The sequence below is a fragment of the Burkholderia sp. SIMBA_051 genome, from assembly GCF_046534915.1.
In the GTDB taxonomy this organism is placed as follows: Bacteria; Pseudomonadota; Gammaproteobacteria; order Burkholderiales; family Burkholderiaceae; genus Burkholderia; species Burkholderia ambifaria.
Map to the genome: position 1 here is coordinate 24,238 of NZ_JAWRXS010000018.1, position 18,064 is coordinate 42,301.

Annotated in this window: 12 protein-coding genes; 8 read left to right on the plus strand and 4 right to left on the minus strand. The window is 67.9% G+C overall.

Annotation, left to right across the window (positions count from 1 at the left end):
* Positions 1 to 19: 19 nt before the first annotated feature.
* Together SB771_RS32065 and SB771_RS32070 are read right to left on the minus strand one after the other, a co-directional pair.
* A complete protein-coding gene (locus SB771_RS32065) occupies positions 20 to 1,288 on the minus strand; it encodes an NAD(P)/FAD-dependent oxidoreductase (RefSeq protein WP_175658708.1) in 1,269 nt (422 codons plus the stop codon).
* A gap of 152 nt (positions 1,289 to 1,440) precedes the next feature.
* On the minus strand, positions 1,441 to 3,021 hold the full coding sequence (locus SB771_RS32070; RefSeq protein WP_175658709.1) for an amino acid permease: 1,581 nt from the start codon (positions 3,019 to 3,021) through the stop codon (positions 1,441 to 1,443).
* A 634-nt stretch (positions 3,022 to 3,655) separates the two neighbouring features.
* On the opposite strand from SB771_RS32070, the gene SB771_RS32075 reads away from it, so the two are divergent.
* Entirely contained in the window at positions 3,656 to 5,167 is a 1,512-nt protein-coding gene (locus SB771_RS32075; RefSeq protein ID WP_126226063.1) for an aldehyde dehydrogenase family protein, read from the plus strand.
* A gap of 97 nt (positions 5,168 to 5,264) precedes the next feature.
* Here SB771_RS32075 and SB771_RS32080 read toward each other — a convergent pair whose 3' ends face one another.
* Complete coding sequence (locus tag SB771_RS32080) at positions 5,265 to 7,763, minus strand: DUF3772 domain-containing protein (RefSeq protein ID WP_175658710.1); 2,499 nt, start codon at positions 7,761 to 7,763, stop codon at positions 5,265 to 5,267.
* 465 nt (positions 7,764 to 8,228) lie between these two features.
* Between SB771_RS32080 and SB771_RS32085 the strand changes: the two genes are divergently transcribed.
* From SB771_RS32085 to SB771_RS32100, 4 genes are all read left to right on the plus strand, one after another.
* Positions 8,229 to 9,656: an MFS transporter gene (locus SB771_RS32085; protein WP_175658711.1), complete on the plus strand. Its 1,428-nt coding sequence runs from the start codon at positions 8,229 to 8,231 to the stop codon at positions 9,654 to 9,656.
* Between the two features lie 367 nt (positions 9,657 to 10,023).
* A complete protein-coding gene (locus SB771_RS32090; protein ID WP_410721239.1) occupies positions 10,024 to 11,442 on the plus strand; it encodes a hypothetical protein in 1,419 nt (472 codons plus the stop codon).
* 162 nt (positions 11,443 to 11,604) lie between these two features.
* Positions 11,605 to 12,717: a porin gene (locus tag SB771_RS32095; protein ID WP_175658713.1), complete on the plus strand. Its 1,113-nt coding sequence runs from the start codon at positions 11,605 to 11,607 to the stop codon at positions 12,715 to 12,717.
* Positions 12,718 to 12,727: 10 nt separating this feature from the next.
* Positions 12,728 to 13,780 (plus strand): nucleoside hydrolase, encoded by a 1,053-nt coding sequence (locus tag SB771_RS32100; protein ID WP_175658714.1) that lies wholly within the window; start codon positions 12,728 to 12,730, stop codon positions 13,778 to 13,780.
* 42 nt (positions 13,781 to 13,822) lie between these two features.
* Here the strand turns inward: SB771_RS32100 and SB771_RS32105 are convergent, their stop codons facing one another.
* Complete coding sequence (locus tag SB771_RS32105) at positions 13,823 to 14,734, minus strand: LysR family transcriptional regulator (protein ID WP_011659585.1); 912 nt, start codon at positions 14,732 to 14,734, stop codon at positions 13,823 to 13,825.
* A gap of 93 nt (positions 14,735 to 14,827) precedes the next feature.
* On the opposite strand from SB771_RS32105, the gene SB771_RS32110 reads away from it, so the two are divergent.
* From SB771_RS32110 to SB771_RS32120, 3 genes are all read left to right on the plus strand, one after another.
* Complete coding sequence (locus SB771_RS32110; RefSeq protein WP_175658715.1) at positions 14,828 to 16,177, plus strand: NCS2 family permease; 1,350 nt, start codon at positions 14,828 to 14,830, stop codon at positions 16,175 to 16,177.
* Between the two features lie 46 nt (positions 16,178 to 16,223).
* Entirely contained in the window at positions 16,224 to 17,324 is a 1,101-nt protein-coding gene (add, locus tag SB771_RS32115) for an adenosine deaminase (protein WP_175658716.1), read from the plus strand.
* Between the two features lie 254 nt (positions 17,325 to 17,578).
* Positions 17,579 to 18,025, plus strand: coding sequence for a hypothetical protein (locus tag SB771_RS32120; RefSeq protein ID WP_244096876.1), 447 nt, complete (start codon positions 17,579 to 17,581; stop codon positions 18,023 to 18,025).
* Positions 18,026 to 18,064: the final 39 nt, after the last annotated feature.

Genomic DNA, 18,064 nt, shown 5'->3' on the forward strand with positions numbered 1-18,064 from the left:
CGGCCGCCGCCGCGGCGGTTCAGCGCCGGCACGACGCGAGTGCGTCGCGGGCCTGGTACGCGGTGTACGTGAGCTGCGCGGCGGCGAGGCCCGCGAGCCCGAACGTGCGCGTGAGGCCGAACGCGGCGAAGCCTTCCGGCACCGGCCGCTCGCCGGCCAGCGCGGCGGCGAGCGCTTCGCCGGCGACGGTGGTGGGCGCCATCCCGTGGCCGCCGAACGCGATCGCGTGCCACACGCCGTCCGCATCGCGCCCGATCTGCGGCATCTTGTGCCGCGCGTAGCTCATCAGCCCGCCCCACGCGTATTCGACCTTCACGCCGTCGAGCTGCGGATACACGCGCAGCAGGTCGCGCCGCAGCAGCCGCGCGATCGCGTCGGGGCCGCGGTCGAGCACCGAGATCCGGCCGCCCCACAGAATCCGCGTGTCCTTCAGCGGACGGTAGTAGTCGAATGCGAAACGCGTGTCGTAGATCGCGTATGGCGCATCGATCGCGTCCGGCAGCCGCGTGCCGAGCGGTTCGGTCGCGATCACGTAGGTCGCGATCGGCAGTACCGCGCGCTCGATACGCGGCGACACGCCGCGCGCATAACCGCCGCCGGCGAACACGACATCCTTCGCGCGTACCGTGCCGTGCGCCGTGCGCACGACGTAGCCGGCGCCTTCGCGCGCGATGCGGAGCGCGGCCGAGCGTTCGTACACGCGGGCGCCGCCGCGCGACGCGGCCGCCGCGACGCCGAGCACGTACTTGAGCGGATGGAAGTGGAACGCGTTCGGCTCGAACAGGCCGCCGTGATAGCGCTGCGTCTTCAGCCGCGCGCGCAGCGCGTCCGTCGCGACGGGTTCCCAGTCGACGTTGAATTCCTGCTTCATCAGCGTGCGCACGCTGTCGAGCCGCGACGGATCGTCGAACCAGTTCGCGAGCATCACGCCCTCGTCGACGATGTCGCAGTCGATGCCGTAGCGGGCGATCCGCGCGCGGATCAGCTCGACCGCATCGACGGTGAGCCGGTACAGGCGACGGCCTTCGTCGCGGCCGAGCGCGCGCAGCAGGTCCGCGTTGTCGAGGCTGTAGCCGCCGAACACGAATCCGCCGTTGCGGCCCGACGCGCCGAAGCCGACCCGTTCGCCGTCGAGCACGACGACATCCTGCACGCCGCGCTCGACGAGACCGAGCGCGGTGCACAGGCCGGCGAGGCCGCCGCCGACGATGCAGACCTGCGTATCGATCGGGCCGGTCAGTTGCGGGTAGGGCTGGCGGGTAACGGTGGCTTCGTAGAAGTTCTGCATGCGGTTTCGGTGACTCGTAACGGCGGAAAAACAGGCGCGCGCGTCGATCTTGCCTGAACGCGCGCGCCGCGTCGAATGGGGTTTTCAGCGGAGCGGCCGTCGCGCGCGTGCGGCGGCCGCTGCTTTACCGGAATGATCGGGCTTACCGGACGTCAGGCGCCCGGCGTCGGGTTGGCCGGGCTGGCGACGAAAGCCGGATAGCAGGCGTCGGCCTTCTCCGTCGCGTCGGGCGTCGCGTTGCGCTCGATCCACGGCGCGATCTCCATGTCCTCGTAGCGCACGAGGCGGCATTTGCGCACCAGCGCGTAACCGAGCCAGATCGCGAGGAAGAACGGCACGCCGATATAGGTCGCGGCCACGCCCGCCCAGTCGATCTTGCTGCCCATGAACGCCTGGTAGTCCTGGCCCAGCGCGACGACCGCGCACAGCACGAACGCGAAGATCGGGCCGAACGGGAACCACTTCGAGCGATACGGCAGCTGGTCGAGGCGATAGCCCTGCTTGAGCAGGCCCTTGCGGAAGCGGTAGTGGCTGATCGCGATGCCGAGCCACGTGATGAAGCCGGCCATGCCCGACGTGTTCAGCAGCCACAGGTACACAGTCTTGTCGCCGTACAGCGACGTGAGGAAGCAGAGCGCGCCGACGGCGGTGGTCGCGTACAGCGCATTGCGCGGCACGCCGCCCGGCGACAGCTTCGCGAACAGCCTCGGCGCGCGGCCTTCGACCGCGAGGTTGTAGAGCATCCGCGTCGACGCGTACATGCCCGAGTTGCCGGCCGACAGCACGGCCGTGAGGATCACCGCGTTCATCACGCCGGCCGCCACAGCGAGGCCTGCGTGGCGGAACACCAGCGTGAACGGGCTCACGCCGATGTCGGTCACGTCGCTCTTCAGCAGGCTCGGGTCGGTGTACGGAATCAGCACGCCGATCACGATGATCGCGAGCACGTAGAACAGCAGGATGCGCCAGAAGATCTGGCTCACCGCGCGCGGGATCGTCGTGCGCGGGTTCTCCGATTCGCCGGCCGCGACGCCGATCATTTCGGTGCCCTGGAACGAGAAGCCCGCGATCATCGCGACGCCCATCAGCGCCGGGAGGCCACCGGCGAACGGCGCGTCGCCGATCGTGAGGTTGGCCCAGCCCGCGCTCGGGCCGCCCTGCAGAATGCCGAAGATCATCATCACGCCGACAGCGAGGAACGCGACGACCGTCAGCACCTTGATCAGCGCGAACCAGTATTCGGCTTCGCCAAAGCCGCGCACCGACAGCGCATTGAGCGCGAAGATCAGCGTGAGAAACAGCGCGCTCCACCAGATGCCCGGCACATGCGGAAACCAGTAATGCATCACGAGCTGAGCGGCGACGAGTTCGACCGCGAGCGTGACGGCCCAGCTATACCAGTAGTTCCAGCCGATCGCGAAGCCGAAGCCTTCGTCGACGAACTTCGAGCCGTAGGTCGCGAACGAGCCCGACACCGGCATGAACGCGGCCATTTCGCCGAGGCTCGTCATCAGGAAGTAGACCATCAGGCCGATCAGCATGTACGCGACGATCGCGCCGCCGGGGCCGGCCTGCGAAATCGATGCGCCGGACGCGACGAACAGGCCCGTGCCGATCGAGCCGCCGATCGCGATCATCCGCAGATGGCGCGCCTGCAGGCTGCGGTGGAGGGACGGTTTCGCGGGACGCGAGCCGGACGGGGAAGGGGAATCGGGGCGGGCATCTGAATGCATGGGCGGTGCTGGGCGCTGTCTCCGGAATTGTTTTTGGCCACGAAGCGCCACCCGTCGCCGGCCGCCGGCCGGACAGCGGCGGTTCCGCGCGGCCCGGTTCTGGCGAACCGCGGGGCGCGATGCGCGTCGCGTTCGTCTGTCGTCCGGCCGCGTGTCGGGCGGCCGTCGTCGCGCCGGGTGCGGAGCACTTCGACGCGATCCGATTGTGTGGGGCCGGAGCACGCGCGGCAAACGATATTTCCGCACAGGGTAATGCCGGATAGTCATCAAGTCGGGGTGGCCGGCAACGCGGCGGCTGCCCCGGTCACGGGCCTCGGACAAGTCTCATGCCGTTACGGAAAGTGGGGGATTCGTCCCGCCGGGGTGTTGCGCTTTCGGAATGAAGTCGTGAGTTAATATCAATAGCGGGCCGACTTGTGGCCACCGACAATGTGTCTCATGGATCGTGCGTCGCGAGGCGACGGCGTGCCGGTCGGCCGGGGTTGCGGCGACGGCGCGCGGGCGATGCGCCGGGCGGCGCGTCGGGCCGGCCGGGGCGCGCATCCGCTTGCACAAGGCGCGCGAACGCGCTCCAATCGAATCACGCGGGCGGCGTCGCCGCCGCACCGATCAATCTGTCCCTGAAGAGGAAGTGATGCAATTCAACGACATTCTTGCTGCGCTCGACATCGATCTCGCCCGGTGGAAAGGCACCGCGCTGACCGCGCGTTCGCCGCTCGACGGCGCGACGCTCGCGACGCTGGCGGTCGACTCGCCCGCCGACGCCGAGCGCAAGATCGACGCCGCGCACGACGCATTCCTCAAGTGGCGCACGGTGCCGGCGCCGGTGCGCGGCGAGTTCGTGCGCGTGTTCGGCAACGTGCTGCGCGAGCACAAGGCCGAGCTGGGCCGCCTCGTCACGCTCGAAGCCGGCAAGATCACGTCGGAAGGCCTCGGCGAAGTGCAGGAAATGATCGATATCTGCGATTTCGCGGTCGGCCTGTCGCGTCAGCTGTACGGCCTGACGATCGCGTCGGAGCGCCCGGGCCACCGGATGATGGAAACGTGGCACCCGATCGGCGTGTGCGGCGTGATCTCGGCGTTCAACTTCCCGGTCGCGGTGTGGGCGTGGAATGCGGCGCTCGCGTTCGTGTGCGGTGATTCGGTCGTGTGGAAGCCGTCGGAGAAGACGCCGCTCACCGCGATTGCATGCCACGTGCTGCTCGAGAAGGCGATCCGCGAATTCGAGAAGACCCACCCGGGCGTCGCGCCGCAGGGCCTGAGCCAGCTGGTGCTCGGCATGCGCGATGTCGGCGAGGTGCTGACGTCGTCGAAGAAGGTGCCGGTCGTCAGCGCGACGGGCAGCGTGCGGATGGGCCAGGAAGTCGCGAAGGTGCTGAGCCAGCGTCTCGCGCGCGGCATCCTCGAGCTCGGCGGCAACAACGGGATGATCGTCGCGCCGAGCGCCGATCTCGACCTCGTGGTGCGCGCGGTCACGTTCGCGGCGGTCGGCACGGCCGGCCAGCGCTGCACGACGCTGCGCCGCCTGATCGTGCATCGCAGCCTGGTCGAGCAACTGCTGCCGCGCATCGAGAAGGCCTATGCGTCGGTGAAGGTCGGCAACCCGCTCGAGGAAGGCACGCTCGTCGGCCCGCTGGTCGACCGCGCGTCGTTCGACGCGATGCAGAAGGCGCTGGCCGATGCACGCGAGCAGGGCGGCGAAGTGAAGGGCGGCGAGCGCGTCGACATCGGTCATGCGGATGCGTACTACGTGCGTCCGGCCATCGTGCGGATGCCGAAGCAATCGGCGGTGGTCGAGCGCGAAACGTTCGCGCCGATCCTGTACGTGATGATCTACGACAACTTCGACGATGCGATCGAGCTGCACAACGCGGTGCCGCAAGGCCTGTCGTCGGCGATCTTCACGAACGACATGCGCGAGGCCGAGCAGTTCATGTCGGCAGCGGGCAGCGATTGCGGGATCGTCAACGTGAACATCGGCACGAGCGGCGCGGAGATCGGCGGCGCGTTCGGCGGCGAGAAGGAAACGGGCGGTGGCCGCGAGTCGGGTTCGGATGCGTGGAAGGCGTATATGCGCCGTGCGACGAACACGATCAACTACAGCCGTCAGCTGCCGCTCGCGCAGGGCGTGAAGTTCGACGTGTGAGGCGCGGCGCCCGGCAGGGCGCCTTAACCGTCGAATGAAGAGGGCCGGTTGCCGCGGAAGCGGTAACCGGCCCTTGTCGTTTCCGATGAGGCGTGCGTTACGAGGATCGACCAGCGTGCACCCGCGGGTTCGCTTCCGGCTCGTGCTGCGGGGAACTCTCGAGCGCCGGCATGTTCTGCACGACCAGCATCTGCGGCGTCGACAGCGTGATCTGCGCCGCGCGCAACTGCTTCAGGATCTCGAACAGCAGGTCGCTTTTGGTCGAGGCCGCGATGCGCGGGCTCGCCACGTAGCCGGTCACGCTCAGCGTGATCCCGTCCGGCGCCAGCTGGCTGAACGTGACCGACGGCGCCGGCTTGTCGAGAATCGCCGGGTGTTCGCGATACGCATCGAGCAGCAGGTCGCGCACCTGCACGGGATCGGTGTTCAGCGGGAACGTCAGCGTCAGCGTCGCGACGCCTTGCGTGCTATTGCCCATCGTCACGTTGCGCACGTTCTGCGAGATCAGCTGCGAGTTCGGCACGATCACGGTCGAACGATCGCTGAGCTGGATCTCGGTCGCGCGCACGTTGATGCGGCGGATGTCGCCTTCGACGCCCGCGATGCTGACCATGTCGCCGACCTTCACCGGCCGCTCGGTCAGCAGGATCAGCCCCGACACGAAGTTCTTCACAATCTCTTGCAGGCCGAAACCGATACCGACCGACAGCGCGCTGACGATCCACGCGAGGTTGCTCCACCTGACACCGAGCAGCCCCAGCGTCATCAGCACGAGCAACACGTAGCCGACGTTGGTGAACAGCGTGACCAGCGACACGCGCATGCCCGCGTCCATGCCGAGCGCCGGCATGAATTCGTTGTCGAGCCAGCGGCGCACCGAGCGCAGCAGGTAGAAGCCGATCGCGAACCCGATGACGGCGTTCAGGATCCGGTCGGGCATGATGTTCAGGCTCTGCAGCCGCTGACCGCCGATCATCGCTATCGCGCTGTCGAGCAGGTCGCTCGGCGTCGTGCCGAAGCCGCCCGTCACCAGCGCGATGGCCGCGACCAGCATCAGCAGGCTCGTGCCGAGCCCGGACACGACGGTGTGCGCCTGCTCGAGATGCCGGTCGTCGAGCGCGAACAGGTGCTTGATCTGCTTGCCGCTCGACAGGTTCGCGGAGAACAGGCTTTCGCTCGCGTCGCGCGTGAGCTGCGTCAGGATGTAGACGCTGCACAGCACGATCTCGAACCATACGAGCTCGTACGTGATGAAGCGCGCGACCGTGATGTAGCCGATCAGCAGCGCAACGAGCGACACGACGATCGCCAGCGTGACGCCCGCATGAATCAGCCCCGCGAGCGTCGAACGTTCCTCGGGCGCCTCGCCGGATGCCGCGAGCGCGGTGCGTACGCGGTTCGCGCGCAGGATCGACGCGCCGACGGTCAGCGCGACGACGAGCGATACGATGCCGCGGCCGAGCAGCGTGACGGACAGGCTGGTATCGACGATCCGGTTGATCGATTCGAGCGTGCCGGACATCAACAGCAGCGCGGCCAGCACGCCGGGGAACGGCCGCATCGCGAGCGCGACGGGATCGGCCAGCGCCGGCAGCCGCCACGACGGATGCTTGGTGCAGAGCAGCGCGCGGCCGAGGCCGGCGATCAGCGCGCAGGTCACGGCGAGCTTCGCGAACTGGTCCCACAGATCGCTCATCGACGGCGTGAGCTCGTAGTGGCGCGCGAGCGCGAGATAGAGCACCTGCACGGCGACCGCGGTCGCCAGCAGCGTCGAGAAGGCCGTCGCCAGCGCCAGTGCGCTGCGGCGCAGCCGGGTGGGCGGCAGACGGTTCAGGCAGAACCACGCGAGCCCGCGCTCGAGGAGGCGGCGGCCGCCGAGCCACACCGCGAGCGCGGCGATCAGCAGCAGCGTGGTGATGGCGCGCTGGCCGGGTGTCCACGACGAGCGCAGCATGTCGCGCAGTTCGTCGTTGAAGTCGTCGAGGCGCTGGACATCGTCCGGCGACAGATGGAACAGCGGCAGCCAGAATTGCGCGCCGAAGATGCTGCCCGAACGGAACGCGAGCTGATTCCTCAGCAGGCTGCGGTGCAGTTTCGCGAACTGGTCGTTCAGGTTCGCCAGGTTGGCCTTCTGGTCGGCCGCCTGCTTCAGCGCTGCTTCGATTTGCGTCTTGCGCGCGTTCAGCGTCGCCCGCTGCTGCGCGACCGCGGGTGTTTCGGGCGACGCGCCCGGCGCCGGCGGCGGGCCGAGCACGTCGAGCTGGGCCTGGATCTGCGTGCGCTGCGGCGCGAGCTCGCTCTGCAGCTTCTCGACATCGGCGCTCAGTTCCTGCGTCGCTTCGCCGAGCCCGTCGAGCTCCTTGCTGTTGGTCGCGTTCGACGTCTGCTGCTTGATACGGTCCTGTTGCACCTGCATCTGCTTGAGCTGCGCAACGGCGTCGCTCAGCGAGATGGTCGGCACGGGGACGCCGACGCCGCTCGCGCTCGGCGCGGATGCGGCGCCCGGAAATGCCGACGCGGTCGCGAGCGCAGCGAACTGCAGCAACGCGAACAGCGCGATCCGGCGTGCGTAGGTGGAGAGTCGTTGTATGGACATGGAATGCTTACGTTTTGCCGACAATGTCGGACGCCGAAAAGGCGCCCGGAAGCCGGGAGTTTGGCCCGGTAGCATGTTACCGGGGTGTGGGTCGAACGAAATTCGAACAGATATGCGCGAATTCGGCCGGCGGGGCGTCGGCGGCGGCGCCGGAAATCGCCGCTCGCGCCCGTGCCAACAGGGCGAACGCCGATTTTGCCGAAGCCGGAAAGCCGTGTTTCGACGATGCTGCGCGCGCGATCAGCCGGATCGATGGTTACGAAAGTTACATACTCCAGCGCGCGGATGGCGTGCATAAACGGGGATCGAGTGCGTGGGGCGATTGTCGATTCCGGCGCGTTGTCGCCAGCGACCGTGCTTCAACGATTGATGTGCTCGGTCGCTCGCGTCGCTAAAATGCGCAAAGCCGCTTGCCAATGCCCTCTGGTAGCGCCAAGACAATCAATAATCCGGAGACTCGCCACCATGGCATCGACCGTGCCTGATCCCGCTTCCGTAGCGGACACCATTCGAACTGCCCCCATCGACGCCGGCTCGATTTCAGCCCGCCTCGACCGCCTGCCGCCGACCCGCAGCGTCTGGAAGCTCGTCGTGCTGCTGAGCCTCGGCTTCTTCTTCGAACTCTACGACCTGCTGTACAGCGGCTACATCGCGCCGGGCCTCGTGAAAAGCGGAATCCTGTCCGCGACGACGCACGGCCTGTTCGGCACCACGGGCGTCGCGAGCTTCATCGCCGCGCTGTTCTCCGGCCTCTTCATCGGCACGATCGCATGCGGCTTCCTCGCGGACCGCTTCGGCCGCCGGGCGATCTTCACGTGGTCGCTGCTGTGGTACACGGCCGCCAACGTCGTGATGGCGTTCCAGGACACCGCGGGCGGATTGAACTTCTGGCGCTTCGTCGTCGGTCTCGGCTTGGGCGTCGAGATGGTCACGATCGGCACGTACATCTCCGAACTCGTGCCGAAGCAGATCCGCGGCCGCGCATTCGCATGCGAGCAGGCGGTCGGGTTCGTCGCGGTGCCGGTGGTCGCGTTCCTCGCGTACCTGCTCGTGCCGCATGCGCCGTTCGGTCTCGACGGCTGGCGCTGGGTCGTGCTGATCGGCGCGCACGGCGCGCTGTTCGTGTGGTGGATTCGCCGCGCGTTGCCGGAAAGCCCGCGCTGGCTCGCACAGCAGGGCCGCGTCGACGAAGCCGACCGCATCATGCGCGCGCTCGAGGCGAAGGTCGAAGCCGAATACGGCCGGCCGCTGCCGCCGCCCGCGCCGGCCGAGCCGGTGCCGCCGCGCGGCAGCTTCCGCGACATGTGGGTGCCGCCGTATCGCAGCCGCACGATCATGATGACGATCTTCAACGTGTTCCAGACGGTCGGTTTCTACGGCTTCGCGAACTGGGTGCCGACGCTGCTGATCAAGCAGGGCATCACGATCACGTCGAGCCTCATGTATTCGAGTGTGATCGCGCTCGCGGCGCCGCTCGGTCCGCTGATCGGCCTCTTGATCGCCGACCGTTTCGAGCGCAAGTCGGTGATCGTCGCGATGGCGGCGGCGATCGTCGTCTGCGGGCTGATGTTCAGCCAGACGACGGTGGGCGCGTTCCTGATCGTGCTCGGTATCGGCCTCACGCTCGCGAGCAACATCATGTCGTACAGCTTCCATGCGTATCAGGCCGAACTGTTCCCGACGTCGATCCGCGCACGCGCGGTGGGCTTCGTCTACTCGTGGAGCCGCTTCTCGGCGATCTTCTCGTCGTTCGTGATCGCGGCCGTGCTGAAAGGCTTCGGCACGTTCGGCGTGTTCGCGTTCATCGCCGGCGCGATGATGATCGTGATGGCCGCGATCGGGCTCATGGGGCCGCGCACCAAAGGCATCGCCCTTGAAGCGATTTCGAAGTAGGGAGGGCGGGTGGGGCGCTCGTGTGTTGGGTACAGCACGCGAGCGCGGCGTTGCTGAAAACGCGCAACGTAACAGCCTGCCATGCGGCCGCGACGCAATCGGCAACGAGTTGAAACAAAGCGTGACGAAGCGCAAAACCGCCGTCAAACCAGGGGTTCGGCCCTGCGGATCGTCATTCGCGCGGGTAGAATGAAAGACCTGACGACTCATTAGCCGCCATCGTGCCGAACGCGCTGTACTGCGAACGGCCCACCGCGAAGAGGCGTCGGCGCCGAGGCATGCGATGCCTGCGGCGTGTCGATGGCTCGCGCGGAAGACGCGCCGTTCGCCCTATGCGGCGGCCGGATCGGCCGATGGCCTCGATCGTATGATGCTTTCCGACCTGACGCGGTTGCTGCCCAAGCCGCGTTGCCGTACCCTCGCCGTCGCCGCGTCCATGTGGCTCGCGGCCGCGCTCCCGATCTCCGTGCTTGTCGAGCGGTCAGCCTTTGCCGCGTCCGACGTGCCGTCGTCTGGTGCTACGTCATCCTCATCAACTGCGTCGCCCACGCATCCGGCTTCGGGGGCGTCTGCATCGTCGGGGGCAATGCCGTCGTCTGCTGCATCTGCCGTGCATCGTGCTTCGTCGGCCAACGGGGCGTCTGCGGCATCGGCCGTGCATCATGCTTCGCCGGCCAGCGGGTCGTCCGGGGCATCCGCGGTGAATCACGCTGCGCCGACCAACGCGTCGTCCGCGGCGTCCGCCGTGAATCATGCTGCGCCGGCGAGCGGGGCATCGGCAGCATCCGCCGTGAATCATGCTGCGCCGGCGAGCGGGGCATCCGCAGCATCCGCCGTGAATCATGCTGCACCGGCCAGCGCGGCATCAGCAGCATCCGCCGCGTCCACCGCATCGCCGGCGTCCGCGGCATCGCCCGCATCGGCTGCTTCCGGCACGCCCGCGAGCGAAGCCGAGGCTCCCGCGCCCACGCCGCCGCGCCGGCACCCGCCGCTGTCGGCCGACGAAGCAAAGAACGCCACCGCGCGAGCGGTCGACATGCACAAGGACTTCACGCAGGAAGTCACGCGGCGCCTGAACGTGCCCGCGAGCGAGCAGCGCGCGTACGGCGTGCGCCTTCAGAAAGCCCTCGCCGATGCGAACCTCGGCGACCTCGCCGGCGAGTACATCGTGATGGTCGACCGCGCGCCGAACGTGCAGGCGCTGTTCATCTACTTCCGCGCGACGCCGACCAATGCGTGGCTGATGATCGGCGCGTCGCCGGTCGGCACCGGCTGGCCCGGCAAGTACGATCACTTCCTGACGCCGCTCGGCGTGTTCCATCACTCACCCGACAACATGGACTTCCGCGCGGAAGGCACGACGAACGACAACGGCATTCGCGGCTACGGCCACCGCGACATGCGCATCTATGACTTCGGCTGGGTGGATGGCGAGCGCGGTTGGGGCAAGGGCGGCAAGTCGCCGATGCGTTTCCAGATGCACGCGACCGACCCCGACCGTCTCGAGGCACTGCTGGGCATCCGCCACTCGAAAGGCTGTGTGCGGATTCCCGCGTCGCTGAACACGTTCCTCGACCGGCACGGCATTCTCGACGACGACTATCAGGCGCGCGTCGAAGCCGGCAAGTCGCTTTGGGTGCTGCGCCACGATCGCGACATCACGCCGATCGCCGGCCGCTACCTCGTCGTGATCGACAGCGCGCGCAAGACGCGTCCGGCATGGTCGCCGGCGGCGGGGCGCAACGCATGGTCGAAGTTGCCGAAGAACGGCGACACGGCGGACTGACGGCAGCCGGTCCGCCGCGGGAGGTGGTCGGATAAGAATAAATCCGTTTTATGGATACATAAGAAAAGCAAACTTTTATTATCGCGATCGCGATTCGTATAGTCGAGTCCGGTTTCGCGGAAAACCTGCCGCGCCCGGACTCTCACCGACCATACGACCCGCATGAAAACTCTCTACAAGCTCGCTCCGCTCGCGATGCTCGGCGCCTTCGCGACCCATGCCGGTGCGCAAAGCAGCATCACGCTGTACGGTCTCATCTCGGCCGGCGTCGGGTACGCAACCAATCAGGGCGGCAAGAACGCGTGGCAGGCGCTGTCCGGCACGAACCAGAATCCGCGCTGGGGGCTGAAGGGCAAGGAGGATCTCGGGCAGGGGCTGTCCGCGATTTTCCAGCTCGAGAACGGCTTCAACGTGATGACGGGCACGGCCGCGCAGAACGGCCGCGAGTTCGGGCGCATGGCCTACGTGGGCCTCGCCGACCGCACCTCCGGGTCGCTGACGTTCGGCCGCCAGTACGACGCGATCCACGACTACATCGGGCCCGTGATCATCGCGAGCAACGGCGTGAACATCGGCGACAACGACAACGGCTACAACGACATCCGCGTGCAGAACTCGGTGAAGTACGTGAGCCCCGTCTACTACGGCCTGAAGTTCACCGCGCTGTACGGCTTCAGCAACGCGACCGGCTTCGCGAACAACAGCGCATACAGCTTCGGGCTCGGCTACGAGCGCGGCCCGCTGCGCTGGAGCGTGGTCTACGCGCAGTACAACCATCCCTATAGCAGCACGAATCCGGACGGCGCGATCGCGAACGACTATGGTTCGCCGCTGCTGATCTTCGCGAAGAGCGCGATGTCACCGGCGGTATTCGCGAGCCGGCAGCGCATCGCGGGCACGGGCGGCTTCTACACGATCGGCCGCGCGCAGTTCGCGGCGCTGTTTACCGACGTGCGCTACGATTACCTCGACAATTCGCATCTGCACCTGCAGAACATCGGCGTGAACGTCGTCTATACGATGACGCCGCAGCTCTTTCTCGGTGCCGCGTATGCGTTCACGAACGGCAAGTACGACGTGATCGACAAGCGGCCGAAATGGCATCAGGTGAACCTGCAGGCCGACTACTTCCTGTCGAAACGCACCGACGTCGCGCTGACGGTGATCGCGCAGCAGGCGGCCGGCGACGCGCAGCACGCGCAAATCTTCGCGTACGCACGCTCGACCGGCACGCGCCAGATGATGGCGACGCTCGGCGTGCGGCACGTATTCTGAGAGCCCGACCATGACCCATCCGATCGCATCCCGCCGCACCTTCCTGAAACTGTCCGCCGCGCTGGCCGGCACCGCGCTGCTGCCCGAAACGGGCGCGTTCGCGGCCGGCGGTGACGCCGCGCGCCGCACGGTGATCATCGATACCGACCCGGGGCAGGACGACGCCATCGCGATCCTGTTCGCGCTGGGCGCGCAGGACCGCCTCGACGTGCGCGCGCTGACCGCCGTGGCCGGCAACGTGCCGCTCGAGCTGACCGAACGCAATGCGCGGATCATCCGCGACTGGGCCGGCCGCACGCAGACACTGCCGATCTTCGCGGGTTGCCCGCGCCCGCTCGTGCGCGAACTCGTGACGGCCGCGAACGTGCACGGCAAGACCGGCCTCGAAGGTGTCGCGCTGCACGAACCTCGCGCGCCGCTCGCGGCCGGGCATGCGGTGTCTTACCTCGTCGATACGCTGAGCCGCGCGGCGCCGAACAGCGTGACGCTGTGCGCGCTCGGCCCGCTGACGAACATCGCGACCGCGCTGGTCGAAGCGCCGCAGATCCGCGGCGCGTTGCGCGAGATCGTGCTGATGGGCGGCGCGTTTTTCGAGCGCGGCAACATCACGCCGGCCGCGGAGTTCAACATCTACGTCGATCCGCAGGCGGCCGAAATCGTATTCGGCAGCGGTGTGCCGATCGTCGTGCTGCCGCGCGACGTCGCGGTGAAGGCGCCGATCACGCCGGCGCGCGTCGCGCCGTTCCGAGCGCTCGGCAATCGCTGCGGCGCGATCGTCGCGGACATCATGGACGCCGAGCTGGCGTACAACAGGAAGCGGCGCGGCGTCGACGACGGCCCGATGTACGACCCGACGGCGGTCGGCTATCTCGTCGATCCGACGCTGTTCAACGGACGCAAGGTGAACGTCGTCGTCGAGACGACCGGGCAGTGGACGCTCGGCGAGACGGTGATCGACTGGAACGGGCGCAGCGGCCGCGCGCCGAACGCGACGTGGATCAACGAGGTCGACGCGGACCGCTTCTACGCGACGCTCGCCGAGCGCATCGCGAAGCTTCCTTGAACGCAACGTGTCGCAACGAGACGTGCCACGCACCGAACCGGATCAGATGTGCTTCGCAATCCACTCACGGCAGGTGCGCACGTGCGGGCCGCGATCGTCGGCGGCGAGCGAGATCAGCGAGATCGCGCGCGTGACGCGCGGTTTCTCCACGCGCAGCGCGACGAGTTCGGGATCGTGCAGATGCATCGTGTAGAGGCTCGGCAGCACGGCGGTCGCGAGGCCGTTGCGCGCGAGCGCGTACAGCGGCTCCGTGTATTCCATCCGGTACGCGACGTTCAGGCGCAGCTTCGCGGCGCCGCCGGTGCGATGCAGCGACTCGCTGACGCTGCCGCGCACGAACACGGCCAGCTCGCGGTCGACGAGCTTCGCCCACGTGACGCTCTTCGCGCCCGCGAGCGGATCGTCGTGCCGCACGACGATCACGATCTCGTCCTCGAAGAGCTGCCGATAGTGCAGCGTGCCGTCGTCGCTGTCGGGTTCGCGCACGCCGATGCCGAGATCCGCGACGCCGTCGCGCACGGCTTCGACGAGGGCGCTGTTCGGCAGGTCGGTGAGCGTGAAGCGCAGCGCCGGATGCGTGCCGCGCAGTGCGTTGAGCGCGGGCAGCAGGCGGCCGGCGACCGACGGGATGAACGCGATCCGCACCGTCTGGATGCGTTCGCCGATGAGCCGCGTCATGTCGTCGAAGGTGCCGCGCGCCTGGTTCAGCAGGCGTTCGGCGAGCGGCAGCACGGCCTCGCCGGCGGAGGTCAGCGTGAGCCGATGGGCGGTGCGCGCGAACAGGCGCCCGCCGAGCAGGAACTCGATCTGGCGGATCGACGCGGTGAGCGCGGGCTGCGTGAGCGACAGCGCCTGCGCGGCCTGCGTGAAGCTGCGCGCATGCGCAAGGACGACGAAGTGCTGGACCTGCCGCAGCGTGAGTGCGGGTAACAGCGACGAGCGGTCGGACGACATCGGGCAATAACGGTCGGGTGCGGTACGCGGCAGTATAGGGCCGCGCCGTGCGAACCGACACAGGACAATAATCGGAATCACAGGAGAACCACCATGTCAGCGACTGACACGATGCCGGCGCGTACGCCGGCCAATTGGCTCGAACGACGCTTCGCGCTCGCGGCGCGCGGCACGAGCGTGCGCACCGAGACGCTCGCCGGCATCACGTCGTTTCTCGCGGCCGCGTATCTGCTTGTCGTGATCCCGTCGCTGCTCGCGACCGGCGGGATGGAGCGCGGTGCGGCGACGACCGCGACGATCATCGTGTTCGTGCTGTTCACGACGCTGATGGGCTTCTACGCGAACCTGCCGTTCCTCGTCGGCCCCGGCATCGGCGGCTCGGTGATCATCGGCGTGACGCTCGCGACGACGGAACACGTCGGCTGGCAGACGGGCCTCGGCATCGCGTGCGTATCGGGCGTGCTGTTCTTCCTGCTGACGATCTTCGGCGCGCGCGGCGTCGTGATGCGGCTGATTCCGGTGCAGATCAAGCTCGGGCTCGGCGCATCGATCGGCCTGTTCGTGACGATGCTCGGGCTGCGCAATGCAGGGATGGTCGTCGCGAACGCGAAGACCAACGCGTTCGCGCTCGGCGACTTCTCGCGGCCGGGTGCGCTCGTTGCGCTGATCGGTCTCGCGGTCGCGATCGTGCTGCAGGCGCGCAAGGTGCCCGGCGCGATCCTGATCGCGATTCTCGTCGCGGCCGCGGCCGGCGTGCCGCTCGGCGTCACGCATCTGCCGGCGTCGTTCGTGTCGCTGCCGCACAGCATCGCGCCGATCGCGTTCAAGCTCGATCTCCGCGGCGCGTTGACGCTGGCGGCCGCGCCGTACCTGTTCGCGTTTTTCGCGGCGGAATTCTTCTCGACGCTCGGCACCGCGCTCGCGGTCGGCGCGAAGGCGAACCTGCTCGACGGGCACGGGAACCTGCCGAACATCAACCGGCCGTTCCTGGTCGACTCGCTCGCCGCGACGTTCGGCCCCGTGTTCGGCATTCCCGCGCTGACCGCGCTGATCGAATCGGCGGCGGGCGTCGAGGCCGGCGGCCGCAGCGGGCTGTCGTCGCTGGCGGCGGCCGTGCTGTTCGCCGCGATGCTGCTGTTCGTGCCGGTCGCGCTCGCGATCCCGAAGGAGGCGACCGCGCCGGCGCTGATCCTGATCGGGCTGTCGATGTTCGCGACGATCCGCCATACGCACTTCGATGACTTCACCGATGCACTGCCCGTGATGTCGATGGTGCTGCTCACGCTGATGTCGAACAGCTTCGGCACCGGCATCGCGGGCGGGCTGCTGTGCTACGTGCTCGTCAAGCTGCTGGCCGGCCGCTGGCGCGACGTGTCGTGGGGGCTCGTCGTGCTCGCGCTGCCGCTCGGCTACTACTTCTGGACCGTCGTGAAGCCGCACTGAGAGACGGTGTTCACGACGCATCGGCACTACCGTAAAAGAGACACACATGAAGGGAACACCAGGCAACGTCCCGGCCGCGCGCACGGGCATCGAGATCACGGCCGCTCATCGGGCCTTCTTCCACGCGCTGCCGAAGGTCGAGCTGCATTGCCACCTGCTCGGCGCGGTGCGGCACGACACGTTCGTCGCGCTCGCGCAGCGCAGCGGCGCACCGATCGAGCGCGCGGAGATCGACGCGTTCTATGCGCGCGGCGAGAAGCCGGTCGGCGTGCTGCACGTGCTGCGCGCGCTCGACCGATACCTGCTCACGCGGCCCGACGACCTGCGGCGGATCGCATACGAGTATCTCGAGGATGCGGCCGCGCACAACGTCCGGCATGCGGAATTCTTCTGGAATCCGACGGGTACGGTGCGCGTGTCGGGCATTCCGTATGCGGACGCGCAGGCCGCGATCGTGACGGGGATGCGCGATGCCGCGCGCGATTTCGGGATCGGCGCGCGCCTGATTCCGAGCATCGACCGCGAGCAGGACCCGGACGAAGCGGTCGCGATCGTCGACTGGATGAAGGCGAATCGCGCGGACGAAGTCGCGGGGCTCGGGATCGACTATCGCGAGAACGACCGGCCGCCGGAATTGTTCTGGAAGGCGTATCGCGACGCGCGTGCGGCCGGCTTCCGCACGACCGCGCATGCGGGCGAGTTCGGGATGCCGTGGCGCAACGTCGAGACGGCCGTCGATCTGCTGCACGTCGACCGCATCGATCACGGCTATACGATCGTCGACAACCCCGAGCTCTGCGCGCGCTATGCGGAACGTGGGATCGTCTTCACGGTCGTGCCGACCAACTCGTACTACTTGCGCACGCTGCCGCCGGACCAATGGGCGGAGCGGCATCCGATGCGCAAGATGCCGGGCCTCGGGCTGAAGATCCATCCGAACACCGACGACCCGACGCTGCACAAGGTGAATCCGTCCGAGGCGTGGGAGCTGATGTTCAGCCATTTCGGCTTCGCGATCGCCGACCTGAAGCAGTTCATGCTGAACGGGATCGACGGCGCGTGGGTCGACGATGACACGAAGGCAGCATGGCGCGCGGCGTGGGCGCCGGAATTCGACATGCTGGCTGATACGCTCGCGGCGGACTGAGCGCGCCCGGGCATGCTTTCCGGCCGGTCGCTCGACCGGTCGGCACTTCTTCCAGACGGCCCCGGGCCGTGCACGGGCGGAGCAGGATGCCGCGCACGCGTCCTGTCGTCTCTCCGCGCCGCGCTATGCGTGTCAGGCTGGCATACCTCGATCGCATTCGCTATATTGGCGTCCGGCAGCGCCCGAGCGTGTCGCTGCCGCCGCGCGCGCCCGCGCCGGCATTCCGACAATAATTCGATTCCGAGAGGCTCCACGTGCGTATCCCCGTCTTCTGTCTGATGTTGTTCGTCTCGCTGTCCGCGCGAGCCGGCAGTGCTTGCGATGGGCTGCTGGGCGATTACGCGCCGGCCGCCGGCAAGCCCGCGACCCTGCGGGTGGAGAAGACGGGCGACGGCTTCGTGCTGCGTGCGCGTGATGCCGGCCGCTGGAGCGCCGAAACGGCCCCGGCACGCGTGGCGGAGCTCGATATGGACGGTCCGGAGAAGCCGCCTGCCGACGCGTGCGTGCTCGACGTGCCGGGCGGCGAACTGATCAGGATGCCGATCGGCTCGCCCTATCAGGTCACGTCGATCACGGGCAGCAACTTCACGACGAAGCATTCGACCACGGGTGTCCTGCTGCTGATGGTGCAAGGCTTTCAGGTCGACGGCATCGAGCTCCATCCGGTCGCGCGCAGCGGCGATTCGCCGCCGGCGCCGTGAAGACGGTTGCCGCGCGCTGATGGCGAGCGGACCGGCAGG